Here is an 18,324-nt window from a genome sequence, read left to right on the forward strand (position 1 = left end):
GTCAACACGCCCTAGTTAATCATTTATAAAAAGAGAGCTTATGCTCTCTTTTTTATCATCCACGCTGGTATCAACGTGTGCTGAGCATGAGGGCTGAGCTAACGCTAACCACTCAATGCCTTGCGCTTTCAAGTTGCGATCTAGCTGACAGTTATGCCGTTACGCTTTCGCTACACTGTGGCTAAGTCGTCCGTTATCGTTAGAATGAAACCTTCGTTATGTCTGAGCAACTGCACACACCAAATATTGATAAACCAAACGTTGTTAGTACTGAGCCTCTCACAACTGCCCTCATCGACAGCCACATCAACGACGATGTTTGCACTGATGGAACCTGCGCAGCAGAAACCTTAGTTTATGATATTCGCCGTAGCCGCTACCTCAATATCACTGGTCGCTGCACCCTACGCTGCGCCTTTTGCCCCAAACATAATGGCAGTAAACAGATCCACGAATATCAATTGGCCTTAAGCCATCAACCTAAGCCTGAAGAAATTATTCCTTTATTAGGTGAGGCTAAAGACTTTGAGGAATATGTGTTTTGCGGCTATGGCGAGCCAACCTTAAATCTTCCCACCCTGCTCGCTGTGGCAAAAGAAATTAAGCAAAGAGGTGGACGAGTACGCATTAATACTGATGGTTTGGGCAATCTAGTGCATAGACGTAATATTCTGCCAGAACTTGCCGACTGCGTAGACTGCTTATCGATTTCTCTCAATGCCGATAATGAAGCTGCTTATATTGAACATTGCCGCCCAAAAATCGATGGCTCTTATGCTGCGGTGCATGCCTTTATTGCGTTAGCTCCACACTATATTGATACAGTACAAGTTTCAGCTATCGAGGGGTTAGCGGGGGTCGATATCGTTAGATGTCGGGAACAGGTTGAGAGCTATGGTTGCCAATTCAAGCATCGCGTATTAGGTGCTTTAGGTTAAATATAACAATAATACTTTGCGGTATCCGCGCCGTAATCGCCCCATAAAATCACCTTAATCTTGCAATTAAAACTTTACGCTGCAACAGACACTGTAGTAACAATTCTTTCGTGTTAACATAGTGTCATTAACAGATCACCTACACATAATCGGTTCATGCTGAAGAATAATTCAAGTACGTATCCCCTAGCGCCGCTGCTCTCATTAACCCAAGGGATCTACTGGTCGCATCAACGTTTACTGGCCGTTGCAAGCCAGCTTTCGATGCTGGTAATTGGCTCGATCATTTTGACCAACTTGATTATTACCTTAGGGGAGCGCCGTCTACAGGAAGAGTGGGCGACACAGAGATACAGTGAGCTGCAAACCATAGGCACGCTTGTCACCGACAAAGTCTCTTTTCAGCAATTTCGCACCTTAATTTTTGCCAATGATGAACGACTCAAACAATACTTAAGTAATCCTACCGCCAAACAGCAACGTGTACTACAGCAACACTGGCAAGAACTGGTTAAAAACATTCCTGAGCTGCTCGGCGTAACGCTATACGATCCCCAAGGTAACTATAAATTCTCAACCGCCGCGAATTTCAGCAAAGATTCCCTACCGCCCGCCATACTTGGTGTGAGCCGCCAGATGGGCGGCAGAGAAGTCTATACTTCACCACTGGAGTTTGTCCCCATTGACGGTAAGCTAGAGGCCTATCTGTATCAAATGGCGTGGCTAGAAAAGGCCGATCAGAGCTCTATGGGATACATAGTCACTTATAACTCTATGGAGCAAATGCTTGAGGCTATAAAGCCAGCATTTTCGAGTAATCGCTCCCCCATGTTGATGCTCGACACGCAGGGATTGCTCTACACAGGTGCCAACAATTTAGCTCCTTTAAATAATATCCCCACCAGCTTAGGAGCGAGTTTAAAACAAAGCTATCCTGCCCTGTGGCGCGAAATGTCGATGAATAATTTTGGGCAATTTCACGGTGAAGATGCCACGTTCGTCTACCTTAAACTTGAGCTTACCGCTCAGCCAGAGACCCGCCGAGAGTACTATTTACTCTCTTATGTACGTAACTCAGACATAGCGGCAAAGTTTTACCAATGGCAAAATATTGTCATCGCCGCTTCATTAATTCTCACTCTTTTAGCTGCTTGGGTAATATTACTCAGCCATATGTATCGCTTACAACAACGTTCCCGCCAATACAGTATCGATGTCGCTAATGGCTTATTTAATAGTGATATCGGCTTTATGATGGTCAACGAAAATGCTCGAGTGATTAGCGCCAATACTAAAGCCGCTGAAGCGACATTAGTTCCACTCGATGAGCTGACTGACCGCAGCCTACAGCGAACGTTATGCCTTGATGACAACACATATGTCGAGTTAATGGAGTACGTACATAAAATTGGGCAATGGTCAGGGGACATAAGCCTCGAAAGTATTAATGGCCCGACGCTACGAGTTCATGTGCGTCAAGCGCCAAGGGCGAGCCGAGGTTCACCGCATTTATTAATTACCCTTGAAGATATTAGTGAGCTCATCCAGAGTAAGCAGCAAGCCTTCCTCAATGAGCTACTCTGCGATAGCAATGTTGCCATAGCGCTCACCGATGCGAATGGTAAATTGATTAAAATGAATCCCGCATTCGATGCCATGATGCAACTCAATGGGGATTTGAATCACGATTTAGCCACATTACTCGCCAACGATTTAGGCAATCAATGGCAAAGGATCAGCTCTCAAATCGCTATGCAAGGTCAGTGGCAAGGACAAATACTGTGCGCCCCCAAGGAGCCGCGCTCGCATTGCTTACAAGCCACCTTAAAAGGCCATGTCGGAGCCGATGGTGAGATTGATTATATTGTGTGTACTTTAGAGCAAGCTGACGAGCGGGGCTTAAACAGGGAGAAGCGTGACCTGATACCACATCGCAGTGTAATACTGAAACGATTAGGCGATTTAGAAAACTACTTTACCTCGTTGCCGCCGCAAAGCCGCCTTAGTTCAAGTTTATTATTAATGGATATTAATCCTGAAGGTATGTTGAGTCATATGAGTGACATAGACCAACTGGCGAATCGGCAGCAAGAAGTGGAAGTACAATTACTACTTGAAATTCCAGCTCATTATCAAATCCTTCATTGGCAATTGGGCAAAATAATCATGATGTTGCCAGACACGGATGCCACCCATGCCCATAGTTTTGCTCTTAATATGATGGAAAAACTCTCTGGTAATGGCCTAAGTGAAGGTATCAGTATTGGTATCGCGGGTTATCAAGAAGGCCAAACATTAGAGCAATATCTTAATAATGCTGAAATTGCTCTAAGGCGCGCTAAACAAAATAACGAGCAGAACATTGGCCAAGCTTTTACTCGTCATCAATAATTGATTCGGGAGCATTAACAGAGTCTGGCAATTCGCTCTGGGTAATTTCAATGATGGCCGAGCGGTTCATGGTAATTTTATAGCGAATATACTGCGGGGCTTCACGGCCCTCGCGTAACACTAAAATCAAGTTAACTTGATAGCGACGCTCAACCGATTCATGGCTAATTTTACCTTCAACTTCCTTATAAATCTTAGCTTTCCCTCGCTCTAAGTAACGGGCAAAAGGCACTAAACTAAAATTTACTTGCTCTTGGATAGTCGAATATCCCGCTTGGAACTCGCTATGATTCACCTTAGTGGCGATTTTATAATGCAGAATTTCCGCATCGACCTTATTTTGACTATGCCGGTGCTTTAGAATGTCGCTGACTTTATCAGGAAGATCTTGCTGACGCATAAACTCAAGCCAAACTAACTGCTTAGCTATGATTGCCTGACTGGTGGTATCACGCAAAATTCGGCTCCAGCGGGGTCTACCGCGCTGCACATATCGCCACATGGCATTACGTACATCGTCTTTGAAAATTTCCCTAAAGCCGTAAATCACCGCTAAGGTCAATACCAGTGCGATAGTAAAACCACTAAATGCACCTTGAGCCTGAATAATCAACGCCGATACCACTAACATCACCAATGCGGTCGCTAATCCTGTAGTGAACTTTTTAAGGCCAATACCTAACGGTTTTAATTCCTCTTTAAGTACCACACCTTGTTGGATTAACCGTCGTAATAACAGCATCTTATTGGAGATTCTGTTCGGGTCTTGTTTGGTTTGTACTGAGTTATATTTGTGCTCATCCCGATAGGCACACTCATTACGACATAGGGTTAATACGCGTTCTTGAATATCATTGAAATCGCTGGTACGCGTGGCGTGAGCGAGCACTTTCAGTAACTGTTGCTCACAAAACCAAGATAAGTAATTATCCGCATTTTCAAAGTAGGATTTCCATTTAGGATCCTCAGGCTCGTTGCGGCGAAACTTTTTCAGTAACTGAACAACTTGTTCGCGCAGCTCATCAAGAGCGAAATAAAAATGGGTAACATCTGTGATTTGTTTAAGTTCTTTAACGTCGTTTTCGACAGCAACGGCAAACTGGTAGGCAAATAAATTAAGGTATAACCGAAACTCTTCAATGGTACGACGATTCAAACTGGCAAAACGCCCCTGCACCAGAGGTAAATGTAAACCTTCCGAATAGTAAGATCGACGGCCGACAATCGAGCTGAAATAATACTCTTCTTCATCAAGCGTATGCGAGCCTATGCCCATTTCCTTAGGTAAAAAGAAATAGAGATCGAGCTGACGATTATCGCCCTTTTCCATCTGATGGCTGAACTTAATCGACAATGATTCTTCTTGCTTTATACGTATCTTAGACACAACATCCTTTTCATGAGTCTCCGTTAAAGGCGTAACTCATAACAATAAACGAGAATAAGTGAGCACTAATCTTAACTGAAATAAACTCAAATACACTGATTAAATTCGACTATTTACGATTCGGCAACCGCAAACCGTATTACTCGGTTGGAATAAAACCACGGCGTAATCTTTAGTATCATCCATATCAAGCACTTCGACACTCAGATTGTGTATTCCAGACGCATTGAAATGTAAGCTGCTGATGTATGAAAGATATTTCATATGCTCAGGCCAGTCTTTATGCTTTTCAAGTTCAGACTCCGTTTTTGTCTGCACTGCCACCTGATAGGTCATGCTATTGGCTTCTATTTTTTCCACTTTACCTTGCATCGAAATAGTGCCCGCACTCGTGCCATCAACATTGAAGTAACGATAGTTAATCTGCGCATTATTAGCCGCAATTAGTACATCGACGAGTAAATAATATTTACCGTCAACATTGCCATGAGAATGGCGGTCAAATAATTCGGAGCTGCAATTTAAAATCAGCGTCCGATTTGTGATCGACTGCCAATAAATCACGCCACAAGCCGTAATCAATGCCGTTAAAATAACGAGATTAATCGTCCACTTTAGCCACCTAGCCACAGATATCGACCTCCCGCAGCCATGTCGCATCAATAAACTCCTTTGGCTGCGTAAAATCGCTGATCTTAATATTGCGGATCACCGACTGACCTAACTGTTCACCACGCAAAGTAATATTAAGCACTTGTTTATCATGGGACAAAGAGCCATAAACATCTTTCCAATCACTTTGGCCACAAGCCGTAAATCCCGCACTTAAACGCTCTCCTAGCTTAAAGAGTAAGAGGTTATTGGTATTAGAATTAGCATAGAGATGTAATCGAACATGCTGACCAGAAGCTAACGGGATCTCAGAATGCATCAACGCTTGAGTCGGTTTACTATGATCAATCTGATATAGATAAAAAAATGAAACCGCTAACATAGCACCAAACAACACCAATACACTCCATAACGGGATTGTCTGTAGTCTGAGATAATTGACATATTTACGTTCTTTACCATTTACTGGTTGCAGTAAATAGCCTTGGCCTTTGACGGTTTCTATTAAGCCTTCATGCTGAGCGCCAAGAAAGGAGCGCAGCATAAACACGGCTCTGGCAACCGAGGTATCCGTTAGCGGCGGGTGCTGACCATCCCCCATCTTAAGCATATATTTAGAAACTAACTTACCTTGGTGTTCTACCAGTAAAGAGAGCACTTGTAATTCAGCCCGAGGAAGATGCCAAGATTCATCACGAGACAATTCAATCAATATGCCTCGCTCTCGATCAAACCTGCAGTCTCCCAATTGCATAGTCATTCACTCAACTCCATAAAAACATAGAATTAAGTCTAGGTAAAATAGCGGATGATTAATGTGATCTTGTTAACCCAAGACAGCAAATAGTTACGTTTCGTGAGTCAAGGCCCAAGCTCAAGACTAATCCGCCATAACCTGCTTTAGGTCACAATAATAAATCCCCCGTAGTACAGGGTTAATTACGCGTAAATTTACATAAATATTACAAATAATGAGATATGAGTTCGCAACCAATCTATTTAACACATAAAAGCATAAGGTTTTAGCCTACAAAGCCTATGTATTTGAGCGTTTTTTCAAATATCTAAAAGGTCCATATCCTCTGGCCCAAATCACATCATTTATCGTCTGTGTCTCTAACATTCAAACCCATAGAGATTTATCTTTACCAGCTAATAAATAAAAAAGTAATTCTACATAGAGGACATAGATGATGAGTATTAATAGACGCCAAGCCTTAAGCCGCATTATCGGTATTAGCACGGTCGCAGCTGGTGCAACACTGATGGGAACCTCAGTTCTCGCTGCCACCAACGAAGAAGGACAATATTATTTAGCATTAGGAGAAAAGTTGAAATACGTGCCCATTGATCCCATGGCAACGGCAAAGCTTGCCTATGAAACAGGTGGTGGATGCATGCATCAAGTATTTCATGCTGTTATTACCATGCTGGCTCAATCGAGCAGTGTCGATGCAGCTAAATTTAAAACCATTCCGACGGCTTTAGCCGCCTATGGTTTTGCAGGGGTAGCAGGTCAAGGCACTCTTTGCGGCAACCTCAATGCAATTGGCATGTTAGTAAATATCTTAGATGATATTAACGGCCAGAATAATGCTGTAATCGGTAACACCTTCCGCTACTACGAAAATACAACACTGCCATTAGCTTCAGCGGAGTTTGTCGCTGGCATTGGTTCTACAGCGGAAAAAACAGCGCTTGTTGTCAGCTCATCAAAGGCAAAAAGCGTGCTATGCCACTCATCAATCAGTAACTGGTCAAAGGCCTCTGGTCTACCTTTCGCTAAAAAAGGTGAGCGCTGCTACCGCCTATCTGCATCGATGGCTTATTACTTAGTTGATGTATTAAACCGGGCTTACCAAGGTGAAAATATTGGCGCACTGGTTGGCAGTAAACCAACAACAGATGCACAGGATTGCCAAACCTGCCATGGCAGTTCAAGCACCTTAGGCTCTGCAGCGAGTGTTAAAACAGATATGGAATGCACCACTTGCCATACCGGACACTTCAATTAAGGGGGCTGTAATGAAATACCCATTACTCGCAGTAACCTTAAGCATATTGTTGCTTAGCGGATGTGGCAGTGACGACAATACATCAGAGGAAGTCATCCCTCCGGTGCCCCCCTCACCGCCAGCGGTAAATAGTGTGAATATCGATGAGGCGATGCAAATCAACGTCGTTCTCAACCAGTTTGACCAACAGACGGGCACCATTCAATTTTCATTAACGGATGCCCAGCAAGCGGCCATTACAGCGGCAAAAGCCTATGATATTTACTATTTTGGCTTTCCCGATAGCGATAAAGCTTCTTCAAACCCTAAAGCATGGAAGCGCTGGCATACCACTCAAAGTTATCGTTGCCAAAATACAACGGAATGCGGCGGTAAGTTAACAGAAACAAAGACGGGGCAATATCAATTTGAAATACCCGCTTTAGATTGGCAGCAACAAGATCCCAGCCATGCTGTTGCTCAAATCAAAGTCGCAATTCAGATTTATGGCGCTAAGGCGAATAACGAACTGAGCTTAATTGAAGCGCCATCAATCTAGGCGTTACTGCTCAATTTAAGCAAAAGGCATCCATTCGATGCCTTTTTTGTTATTGATAATAAACGTTAAAACATGGATGAGTTAATCCATAGATGCACAAAAATACTCGCCACATAACCTAAGGCAATCACAGGTGTCCAACGTAAATGAGCACCAAAGGTGTAAATACCACGAGCCTGTCCCATCAAAGCCACACCTGCTGCACTGCCAATCGACAGTAAACTACCGCCGACACCGGCTGTCAGCGTGACTAATAACCACTGCCCTAACGGCATATCGGGATTCATGGTTAATACCGCAAACATCACCGGGATATTATCAACCACAGATGAGAGCAACCCTATCGCCACGTTGGCATAAGTGACATCCCAATGGGAGTACATAGCCTCGGAGACTAAACTCAGATAGCCCATAAAACCGAGGCCCCCCACACATAACACCACACCATAAAAGAACAACAGGGTGTCCCACTCGGCGCGAGAAATTCGACTGAATACATCAAATGGTACCACGCTGCCGAGTTGCTGCAGACGTAATGTATCTTGTATTAACTCAGCTTTTGCTCGCTCACGGGCAACGGATCTATTGAACGTTTTTCGCAGATAAAAACCAAAGAATTGCAGAAAACCTAATCCTGTCATCATACCCAGTACTGGCGGCATACCTAAAAAGGAATGAGCGCAAACGGCGGTAGCAATAGTCAGCAAAAATAGCGCTACGATACGTTTTGCTCCTGGCTTAGTGTAAACCTGCTCCTTTGCTGGCTCAGGTACAAAATGAGGAACAAACAGGCTCATGATGGCGGCGGGTAGCACAAAATTCACTAAGGCTGGAATGAATAAGTGGAAAAAGTCGGTAAAATGTACCAATCCTTTTTGCCATACCATTAAGGTTGTGATGTCACCAAATGGACTAAATGCTCCACCCGCATTAGCCGCGACCACAATGTTGATACAGGCTAGGGTGATAAACTTGCGTTGCCCAGCCCCCACCTTCATCACCACGGCACACATCAATAGCGCAGTCGTTAAATTATCTGCCACGGGTGAGATAAAAAACGCCATAAACCCCGTCAACCAAAATACGGTTCTTAGACTAAACCCACGGCCGACAAGCCAACCACGAATGGCATCAAACAAATTTCGCTCTTCCATCGCATTGATATAAGTCATCGCCACGAGTAAGAAGAGTAGAAGCTCTGCATATTCAAGCAAGTTATGTTTGAATGCCGCTTCCGACACTTCCGACATGCCATTTTGCACATACACAAAACCTATCATGCCCCAGATAATACCCGCTGCAACCAGTACCGGTTTCGATTTACGTAGGTGTAATGTTTCCTCCGCCATAACCAATATATAGGCAAGCACGAATACGCACACGGCAAGATAACCGACACTCGCACTCGTTAAATTAAGTGGTTGAACGTTTTCAGCCATTGCCCATGCGGCCGGTGAAAACAGACTTACCAGTAGGATCATACTGAATAAGCTCAGTAATGCTGTTCCACTATTTTTATATACACGCTGTAATTTCATCAAAGCTACTCTCTACCAAGATAATTAGGTAGAAAATTACCATAGCTCAGTAAACGTAAATATTGATAAAACGCATACTTCTTGTATTAGGTGACCGCTAAAGCGGTTTTAATACATTAATTTTTGTACACATATAGCAGGCACTAATACAGCAATTACTTAAAAAGATGTCGCTTAGCCTAAAAAGAACCCACAAAAAAGCACCATCAAGGTGCTTTTTGTTAAAACGGCAGCGCGGTATTAGAAAGAATATAACAAGGTCATATTTGTTTCTGTATCGGTACCTTTCTTATTGTCTAATGGCTCACTGTTATAACGCACGATAACGGCAAACTTCATCGCCAATGCACCAATGATGTTCGCGGTTAATGAGGTCTCCGAGCGGGCATCAAGCTTATCACCATAATCCGCAACAAAACGTTGTTGGAACTTAGAGGTATCGGTAATTTCGGTTTCGAAATTGATCACGCCGTGCGCGACCACACTATCATCAGTTTCATAACCTTCGATAAATGCTTGCTCGCTATCCAGACGCTGATAGATATAACCAGGACCAGCTTCAACATCTAAAAAAGTTTTACTGCTATCGTAAAGTCGATGACCATAACCAGTAGCACCAGATACTGTGTACTCATAACCCGTAAATGGGTCGACTTCGTAGTTGGCATTGGCAAACAGGTAGCTACGATCTGTCATCTTATAGTTGCCTTGAGCACCAACAAAATAACGCTTCGCCGTGACAGTCTCAGAATCCTCTTTGTATAAACCTTCGAGTAAGTACTGGTTCTCCCAATCACCTAGCTCATGCTTCAGATTTAAACGCCCCTTGAATGATGAGGTTTCGGTGTTACCTGTCGTTAACGTGGCACCTAGCTCGGCTTCACCAGCAAATGTTCTATCGCCTTTAACAAAATCAGCACCGGCAGTTGCCATAAAAGGTGTCGTCAGTAATATCGCGGCGGTTAGTACTTTCTTCATCTTTATTCGTTCCCGTTATGTAAATCCAATCCCTATAAATATCTGTTTGGCCCAACATAGTTAGATAAGCACATATTAATAAGGGTTAGTATTTTCCTCTGAAAATCGCAGCGATATTAACATTTACGATTAAAAAATAAAAATTTCATCTATTTTAGCCATAAAAAAACCCGCCGCAGCGGGTTTCTATTGCAGCGATAACGCTTACATATTGATCTTTGGATCTAATGCACCAGATTGATACGCTTTATACATTGCTTGTAAAGACAATGGTTTAATCTTAGATGCTTGGCCGGCACAACCAAAAGCTTCATAGCGGATAGTACAAATATCAGCCATGGCTTCCATTGATGCTTTAAGGAATTTACGTGGATCAAATTCACTTGGGTTTTCAGCTAAGAATTTACGAACAGCACCCGTTGATGCTAAACGTAAGTCGGTATCAATGTTGACTTTACGTACACCGTGTTTGATGCCTTCAACGATTTCTTCTAATGGTACACCGTAGGTTTCAGGGATCTGACCGCCATATTGATTGATGATTTTCAACCACTCTTGCGGCACTGAAGATGAACCGTGCATGACCAAATGTGTATTAGGAATGCGAGCATGGATTTCTTTAATGCGATCGATGCGCAGCACCTCACCCGTAGGTTTACGGCTGAACTTATAAGCGCCATGGCTAGTACCAATGGCAATCGCTAATGCATCAACATGGGTATCCGCGACAAAACGCGCGGCTTCATCAGGAGTCGTTAGCATTTGGTCCATACTTAATGTACCCACGGCACCAATGCCATCTTCTTCGCCCGCTTGACCTGTTTCTAAGCTACCTAAACAGCCGATTTCGCCTTCTACCGACACACCACATGCATGGGCAAAAGCGACAGTGCGACGAGTCACATCGACGTTGTACTCATAAGAGGCGGGCGTTTTACCGTCAGCCATTAAAGAGCCGTCCATCATCACTGATGACATACCCAATTGAATAGAACGCTGACAGATATCAGGATCGGTACCGTGGTCTTGGTGAATACACACAGGAATATCTGGATACTGCTCAAGGGCAGCAGCCATCAAATATTTAAGGAACTGTGGACGAGCATATTTACGCGCACCCGCTGAGGCTTGCACAATCACAGGGCTGTTTGTTGCTTCAGCAGATTGCATGATGGCACGCATCTGTTCTAAGTTATTAACGTTGAACGCAGGCACACCGTATCCATGTTCTGCTGCGTGATCAAGTAGTTGTCGTAGGGAAATTAACGCCATTTTGTAACTCCAATAATAGGGTGATATCTATCACCGAGGTCGCTATCGTTTGGATGGATTTTTATGCCCGTATTCAGCTAATCACTTAGCTAAATACGGGCGGTTTTTTATAATTATGTTACTTTTTATGAAAGCTTTGATGTTATCAAAGCTTATCGCGGCGTCTTATGCGCCGCGTTTTTTAAAACTTAATGATTAAGCGCCGCGCTTTTCTAACATAGCTACAGCGGGTAATTCTTTACCTTCGAGGAACTCGAGGAAAGCGCCGCCGCCAGTCGAAATGTAAGATATTTTATCGGCAATGCCGTACTTATCAACCGCCGCTAACGTGTCACCACCGCCAGCGATAGAGAACGCTTTTGAATCGGCAATCGCTTGGGCAATACGCTTAGTACCTTCACCAAATTGGTCGAATTCGAACACGCCCACAGGGCCGTTCCACACGATAGTGCCAGCAGATTCGATGATTTTAGCCAGTGCTTCAGCGCTATCTGGGCCAATATCGAAAATCATTTCGCCATCAGCGACTTCGCTAACCGATTTTAACGTTGCCGCTGCTGTTGGGCTAAACTCGCCTGCAACGACCACATCGGTCGGCACAGGAATATCAGCGCCACGGCTCTTCGCATTAGCCACTAAACGCTTAGCTTCGTCGATCAAATCCGCTTCATACAGCGATTTACCGACATTGTAGCCCGCCGCCGCAATAAAAGTATTGGCAATACCGCCGCCAACCACTAACTGATCGACTATGCCTGAAAGACTTTCTAGCACGGTCAGCTTAGTCGACACTTTAGAGCCACCGACAATCGCCACCATAGGACGCGCAGGATTATCTAATGCCTTGCCTAAGGCATCTAACTCTTGCGCCAGTAATGGACCGGCACAGGCGATAGGAGCAAACATGCCCACGCCGTGAGTCGATGCTTGGGCACGATGTGCAGTACCAAAAGCGTCCATCACATAAACATCACACAGCGCCGCCATTTTTTTCGATAAGGCTTCGTTGTTCTTACCTTCACCCACGTTGAAACGCACGTTTTCGAACACAACCACTTCACCCACGGCAACGTCAACGCCATCTAAATAGTCGGTCGCTAAACGCACAGGACAAGACAGGGCTTTTGCCAAATAATCGACCACAGGTTGCAGAGAATATTCGGCATTGTATTCGCCTTCGGTCGGACGACCTAAATGCGACATCACCATCACAGCCGCACCTTTTTCAAGGGCCAACTCGATAGTCGGTAGAGAGGCGCGCAGACGTGCGTCACTGGTGACGACGCCATTGCTGACAGGGACATTGAGATCTTCGCGGATAAGCACGCGCTTACCTTGTAGATCCAGATCTGACATATTGATAATTGCCATGGTAACGCTTCCTTTTATAATCAAAAAACAAACTGTTTCACACATAGCCGGTATGAATTGACTGCCGCTCGGCGCTCGACATCCCGTCGAATGGGCATAAATTCAGTGACCAACAAGTGAATAATCTACTTTTATCAGCCTCGCTTGGCCGCAATCATCGCCAAACTCGTATCTAACATACGATTGGCAAACCCCCACTCGTTATCGCACCACAACAGCAGCTTCACCAACTGACCGGCACTCACGCGAGTTTGGGTACCATCGACAATACTGGAGCGCGGATCATGGTTGAAATCACATGAAACCAAGGGCTCATCAGTATAGCCTAAGATGCCGTTAAATCGTCCATTGGCGGCCGATTCCAGCATCTGGTTCACAGTGGCAATATCGACGGTTTTCTCTAAGGTCACAGACAAATCGATCGCCGTCACGTTGATAGTGGGCACTCGCACCGAAATCGCCTCAAACTTATCTTTCATGTGCGGCAAAATCCGCTCAATACCGCGGGCAAGCTTAGTGTCTACTGGGATAATAGATTGGCCAGCGGCGCGGGTTCGGCGTAAATCATCATGATAAGCATCAATCACTTGTTGATCGTTCATCGCGGAGTGGATCGTGGTAATGGCACCACTTTTAACGCCGAAGTGGCGGTCGAGCACGTCGATTACAGGTACGATACAGTTCGTCGTACAAGAAGCATTGGAAACGACTGTGTGTTCGGCACGGAGTAAATCGTGGTTAACGCCGTACACAATCGTGGCATCGACATCGGCAGAAGACGGATGGCTTATCAGCACTTGTTTTGCGCCCGCATGAATATGGGCTTCGCAGCTTTGACGATCGACTAATACGCCAGTAGCTTCATAGACAATATCTATGTCCATCTCATGCCAAGGGAGTTTTGTGGGATCGGGCTCGTGGAGAATTTTAATCGCATCATCGCCAATCAGCATATGATCATCAGCGAGCTTCACTTTATGCGCAAACCGACCGTGGGTGGTATCGTACTGGGTCAGATGAATAATGGCTTCAGGTTTAGCTAATTCATTAATCGCGACAATCTGCATTTGCTGCCGTTTTCCAGACTCATATAAAGCTCGGAGAATAGAGCGGCCGATACGGCCATAACCATTGATAGCGACTCGGATCATTGAGGTCTCAATTTCCTCTAAATACAAAAACGGCCTGCAAAAGATTGCAGGCCGTATTATACAGATTAACACTTAAAAAGTTTAACCTTTTGTATTGAATCTAATCCCTTGAGCCATTAGCCCAATGATTTTGCAGCATTCAGCACATTTTCAACGGTGAAACCGAAGTGATTCAATAGCACGTTACCCGGCGCTGACTCACCAAAAGTGGTCATACCTACAACTTTGCCTTCAAAACCAATGTACTTATACCAGAAATCACTATGCGCCGCTTCAATCGCCACACGTTTAGTTACAGCACGTGGTAATACAGATTCTTTATAAGCGGCATCTTGCTTATCAAACTCAGTAGTTGATGGCATAGAAACCACACGAACGTGTTTACCTTGTTCGGTTAATGCTGCAGCTGCATCCATTGCTAGCTGTACTTCGCTACCCGTTGCAATCAAGATCAATTCTGGCGTACCAGCACAATCTTGCAGTACGTAACCACCTTTAGCCACATTGGCTAACTGTTCGCTAGTACGCGCTTGAGCTTTGAGGTTTTGACGGCTGAAAATCAGTGATGTTGGCGCATTGCGGCGTTGAATCGCAGCTTTCCAAGAAACAGCTGTTTCTGCCGCGTCACATGGGCGCCATACGGCCATATTTGGCGTCATACGCAGGTTAGCTAATTGCTCAACTGGCTGATGCGTTGGACCATCTTCACCTTGACCGATAGAGTCATGGGTATAAACGAAAATGTTTTGAATCCCCATCAGCGCCGACATACGTACTGCGTTACGTGCGTATTCCATGAACATCATGAAAGTTGCGCCGTAATTGATGAAACCACCGTGCAGCGAAGCACCGTTCATAATGCCGCTCATGCCGAATTCACGCACGCCGTAGTAAATGTAGTTACCGGCAGGATCGTCTTGAATACCTTTAGAACCTGACCACAGTGTCAAGTTAGAACCCGCTAAGTCAGCAGAGCCGCCTAACAGTTCAGGCAACATAGCACCGAAAGCACCAATGGCATTTTGTGAGGCTTTACGGCTCGCAATACCTTCAGCTTTGTCCTGTGATGCTTGAACAAAGGCTTGCGCTTTTTCTTCAAAATCAGCAGGTAACTCACCTTTTAGTACACGGCGATCGTATTCAGCAGCCAGTTCTGGATAGGCAGTAGCGTAAGCCGCAAACTTCTCATTCCAAGCCGCTTCACGGGCAGCACCCGCAGCTTTAGCATCCCACCCCGCATAAACCTCGCTTGGGATTTCAAATGGGGCATGTGGCCAACCAAGGAACTCACGGGCGGCGGCAATTTCTGCATCGCCTAATGGCGCGCCGTGGCAATCGTGGCTGCCAGATTTGTTAGGTGAACCAAAACCAATAATGGTTTTGCAGCAAATCATAGTCGGTTTATCGGTAACCGCTTTAGCCGCTTCGATAGCAGCGCGGATAGCATCACTATCGTGACCGTCAACACCAGCAATGACATGCCAGCCGTAAGCTTCGAAACGCTTTGGCGTATCATCGGTGAACCAGCCTTCAACATGGCCATCGATAGAAATACCGTTGTCATCCCAAAATGCGACCAGTTTGCCTAAGCCTAACGTACCGGCTAATGAACAGGCTTCGTGTGAAATACCTTCCATTAAACAGCCGTCGCCAAGGAAACAGTAAGTGTAGTGATCAACAATATCGTGACCATCACGGTTGAACTGTGCCGCTAAGGTTTTTTCTGCAATCGCCATACCGACAGCATTGCTGATGCCCGCACCGAGTGGACCCGTTGTGGTTTCAACACCTGGGGTGTAACCGTATTCTGGGTGACCCGGTGTTTTTGAATGCAATTGACGGAACTGCTTCAGTTCTTCAATCGGTAATTCATAACCACTCAGGTGTAGTAAAGAGTAGATCAGCATTGAACCATGACCGTTAGAAAGAACGAAACGGTCTCTATCTACCCATTTAGGATTGGTCGGGTTGTGCTTAAGGAAATCATTCCACAGCACTTCAGCAATATCTGCCATACCCATTGGGGCGCCGGGATGGCCTGAATTAGCTTTTTGAACTGCATCCATACTTAACGCACGGATTGCGTTTGCGAGTACTTTACGGGAAGACATGCTCTCTCCTGCTTGTTTGTGGGGTCTAGCGGGCAATTTGGATGCATATTTTCCCCTACATCCGAAGAGGACGCAAACGAAAATGCACGAAAGAACCTAAGTTTAACCGATCCAAAGGGCTCAGGTTGACGTATACGAATGATGAAATACGCTAATTACTCAGCATTAACAGTACACATCTGTAAATTAGAATGGATTATTTGTCACTTACACCTAACAACGACATCGATAAAATGACCTAAGCTAGAGAGAGTTTCCAGCGCAACGCTAGATTAGTTTTAAAAGAAGTAATCAATATAAAATATATTAATTCATATGCTTACACTATAAATTAAGCGATACGATTATGTTCACAATTGAGGTACACCTCACTTTACACGCAAATATTTTGCTTAGGGGGTGTCATCAAAGTGAAATTCCACTAAAATAGCCGTCTAGATGTAGATGCTTCTACACGTTTGAATGCTAACGACGAGATTTTCCTACTATGGCAAAGCACTTGTTTACTTCTGAGTCGGTCTCAGAAGGTCATCCCGATAAGATTGCAGATCAGATTTCTGATGCTGTGCTAGATGCAATTCTGGCTCAAGATCCCAAAGCACGCGTAGCGTGTGAAACTTATGTCAAAACCGGCATGGTATTAGTCGGCGGTGAAGTCACGACTTCTGCCTGGGTTGATATTGAAGAAATCACCCGTAAAACGGTGCGTGAAATTGGTTATACCCATTCAGATATGGGTTTTGATGCAGACTCGTGCGCGGTATTAAACGCCATTGGTAAGCAATCACCTGATATCAATCAAGGTGTAGACCGCGCAGACCCTGCAGAGCAAGGTGCTGGCGATCAAGGGTTAATGTTTGGCTATGCCAACAACGAAACCGACATTCTGATGCCTGCACCTATCACTTATGCCCACGCATTAGTGAAACGTCAGTCTGAAGTGCGTAAAAATGGCACCCTGCCTTGGTTACGCCCAGATGCAAAAAGCCAAGTCACCTTTGCCTATGACGATGGCAAAATTGTCGGTATCGATGCCGTCGTGTTATCTACTCAGCACAGAGATGACGTTTCACAAGCTGACTTAATTGAAGGCGTGATGGAAACCATCATCAAGCCAGTATTACCGGCTCAATGGCTAAACAAAGACACTAAGTTCTTTATCAACCCAACTGGCCGTTTTGTTATCGGTGGTCCAGTAGGCGATTGCGGCTTAACGGGTCGTAAGATCATCGTTGATACCTACGGCGGCATGGCTCGTCATGGTGGTGGCGCATTCTCTGGTAAAGATCCATCAAAAGTTGACCGTAGCGCGGCATACGCTGCCCGTTATGTGGCAAAAAACATAGTAGCAGCAGGTCTTGCGGATCGCTGTGAAATCCAAGTGTCTTACGCTATTGGTGTGGCAGAGCCTACCTCTATCAGCATCGAGACCTTCGGTACGGGTAAAGTGTCTGAAGAACTGCTGATCAAACTAGTGCGTCAACACTTTGAGCTGCGCCCATACGGTTTAACAGCAATGCTAGATTTAGCACGTCCAATTTATCAAGCGACTGCCGCTTATGGCCATTTCGGTCGTAGCGAGTTCCCTTGGGAAGCGACCGATAAAGCTGAAGCGCTGCGCGCTGACGCGGGTTTATAATTTAAATCGTTTACGATTAAAACCGCTAAGATTGCAAACCATAAAAACCGCTACCCAGCGGTTTTTTTATGCCTGCAATTTGGTTCCCCAAAGCAAGAAAATTGTATCGTCAGTTGTGCAGCATTCATTGTCATTGCTTCCCCTGTGACTCACGCCCGTTCATTTAAAAAAGTATCCCTATAGGCTCGACGGCGACATCTGCTGTATAGGACATACTAATGTCGCGATCACATGGATGTGAATAAGCGACCATGTCGCCTGTACTGGTCAACCCAAACTGGACACTTTTACTTGAGAATTTTCAAACTCTACCGGTGACAGATTGTCATTAGCAGAATGAAGTCGCTCCAAGTTGTAATATTTCATGTAAGCCGTCACATCTT

15 protein-coding genes are annotated in these 18,324 nt (G+C 44.9%); 5 read left to right on the plus strand and 10 right to left on the minus strand.

The features are described from left to right. The first annotated feature begins 218 nt into the window (after positions 1-218). The gene (locus ACRN9H_RS18065) at positions 219-938 is read left to right on the plus strand and encodes a TatD family nuclease-associated radical SAM protein (RefSeq protein ID WP_432315544.1); all 720 of its coding nucleotides are present in this window, start codon (positions 219-221) and stop codon (positions 936-938) included. Between the two features lie 156 nt (positions 939-1,094). Further along, positions 1,095-3,329, plus strand: a complete 2,235-nt coding sequence (locus ACRN9H_RS18070) for a PAS domain-containing protein (RefSeq protein WP_432315546.1) — start codon at positions 1,095-1,097, stop codon at positions 3,327-3,329. Here ACRN9H_RS18070 and ACRN9H_RS18075 read toward each other — a convergent pair. The 3 genes from ACRN9H_RS18075 to ACRN9H_RS18085 all read right to left on the minus strand — a co-directional run bounded on the left by ACRN9H_RS18075 (position 3,313) and on the right by ACRN9H_RS18085 (position 6,088). Next, entirely contained in the window at positions 3,313-4,716 is a 1,404-nt protein-coding gene (locus ACRN9H_RS18075) for a hypothetical protein (RefSeq protein WP_432315548.1), read from the minus strand. The genes ACRN9H_RS18070 and ACRN9H_RS18075 overlap by 17 nt on opposite strands. Before the next feature lie 99 nt (positions 4,717-4,815). Next, positions 4,816-5,346 (minus strand): hypothetical protein, encoded by a 531-nt coding sequence (locus ACRN9H_RS18080; RefSeq protein WP_432315550.1) that lies wholly within the window; start codon positions 5,344-5,346, stop codon positions 4,816-4,818. Next, positions 5,339-6,088: a winged helix-turn-helix domain-containing protein gene (locus ACRN9H_RS18085; protein WP_432315552.1), complete on the minus strand. Its 750-nt coding sequence runs from the start codon at positions 6,086-6,088 to the stop codon at positions 5,339-5,341. The genes ACRN9H_RS18080 and ACRN9H_RS18085 overlap by 8 nt, the downstream gene beginning before the upstream one ends. A gap of 433 nt (positions 6,089-6,521) precedes the next feature. On the opposite strand from ACRN9H_RS18085, the gene ACRN9H_RS18090 reads away from it, so the two are divergent. Both ACRN9H_RS18090 and ACRN9H_RS18095 read left to right on the plus strand, forming a co-directional pair. Next, the gene (locus ACRN9H_RS18090; RefSeq protein ID WP_432315554.1) at positions 6,522-7,343 is read left to right on the plus strand and encodes a cytochrome C; all 822 of its coding nucleotides are present in this window, start codon (positions 6,522-6,524) and stop codon (positions 7,341-7,343) included. Between the two features lie 10 nt (positions 7,344-7,353). Then, complete coding sequence (locus tag ACRN9H_RS18095; RefSeq protein WP_263190240.1) at positions 7,354-7,881, plus strand: hypothetical protein; 528 nt, start codon at positions 7,354-7,356, stop codon at positions 7,879-7,881. A gap of 65 nt (positions 7,882-7,946) precedes the next feature. On the opposite strand, the gene nhaD is transcribed toward ACRN9H_RS18095, so the two are convergent. From nhaD to tkt, 6 genes are all read right to left on the minus strand, one after another. Next, positions 7,947-9,419, minus strand: coding sequence for a sodium:proton antiporter NhaD (gene nhaD / locus ACRN9H_RS18100; protein ID WP_432315556.1), 1,473 nt, complete (start codon positions 9,417-9,419; stop codon positions 7,947-7,949). A 240-nt stretch (positions 9,420-9,659) separates the two neighbouring features. Continuing rightward, the gene (locus ACRN9H_RS18105; protein ID WP_220774394.1) at positions 9,660-10,397 is read right to left on the minus strand and encodes a DUF481 domain-containing protein; all 738 of its coding nucleotides are present in this window, start codon (positions 10,395-10,397) and stop codon (positions 9,660-9,662) included. Between the two features lie 204 nt (positions 10,398-10,601). Continuing rightward, the gene (fba, locus tag ACRN9H_RS18110; protein WP_076497569.1) at positions 10,602-11,669 is read right to left on the minus strand and encodes a class II fructose-bisphosphate aldolase; all 1,068 of its coding nucleotides are present in this window, start codon (positions 11,667-11,669) and stop codon (positions 10,602-10,604) included. A 195-nt stretch (positions 11,670-11,864) separates the two neighbouring features. Further along, positions 11,865-13,040, minus strand: coding sequence for a phosphoglycerate kinase (locus ACRN9H_RS18115; RefSeq protein WP_432315559.1), 1,176 nt, complete (start codon positions 13,038-13,040; stop codon positions 11,865-11,867). A gap of 134 nt (positions 13,041-13,174) precedes the next feature. Next, positions 13,175-14,191 (minus strand): erythrose-4-phosphate dehydrogenase, encoded by a 1,017-nt coding sequence (epd, locus tag ACRN9H_RS18120; RefSeq protein ID WP_432315561.1) that lies wholly within the window; start codon positions 14,189-14,191, stop codon positions 13,175-13,177. 116 nt (positions 14,192-14,307) lie between these two features. Next, positions 14,308-16,302 carry a transketolase gene (gene tkt / locus ACRN9H_RS18125; RefSeq protein ID WP_432315563.1) on the minus strand — a complete coding sequence of 665 codons (1,995 nt, stop codon included), beginning with the start codon at positions 16,300-16,302 and terminating at the stop codon, positions 14,308-14,310. Between the two features lie 487 nt (positions 16,303-16,789). On the opposite strand from tkt, the gene metK reads away from it, so the two are divergent. Further along, a complete protein-coding gene (gene metK, locus ACRN9H_RS18130; protein ID WP_432315565.1) occupies positions 16,790-17,941 on the plus strand; it encodes a methionine adenosyltransferase in 1,152 nt (383 codons plus the stop codon). Positions 17,942-18,208: 267 nt separating this feature from the next. Here metK and ACRN9H_RS18135 read toward each other — a convergent pair. Continuing rightward, positions 18,209-18,324: IS3 family transposase (locus ACRN9H_RS18135; protein WP_432315569.1), on the minus strand; the 116-nt coding region annotated here is incomplete at its 5' end.

This window comes from Shewanella sp. MF08487, from assembly GCF_050848685.1.
GTDB classification, from domain to species: domain Bacteria; phylum Pseudomonadota; class Gammaproteobacteria; order Enterobacterales; family Shewanellaceae; genus Shewanella; species Shewanella glacialipiscicola.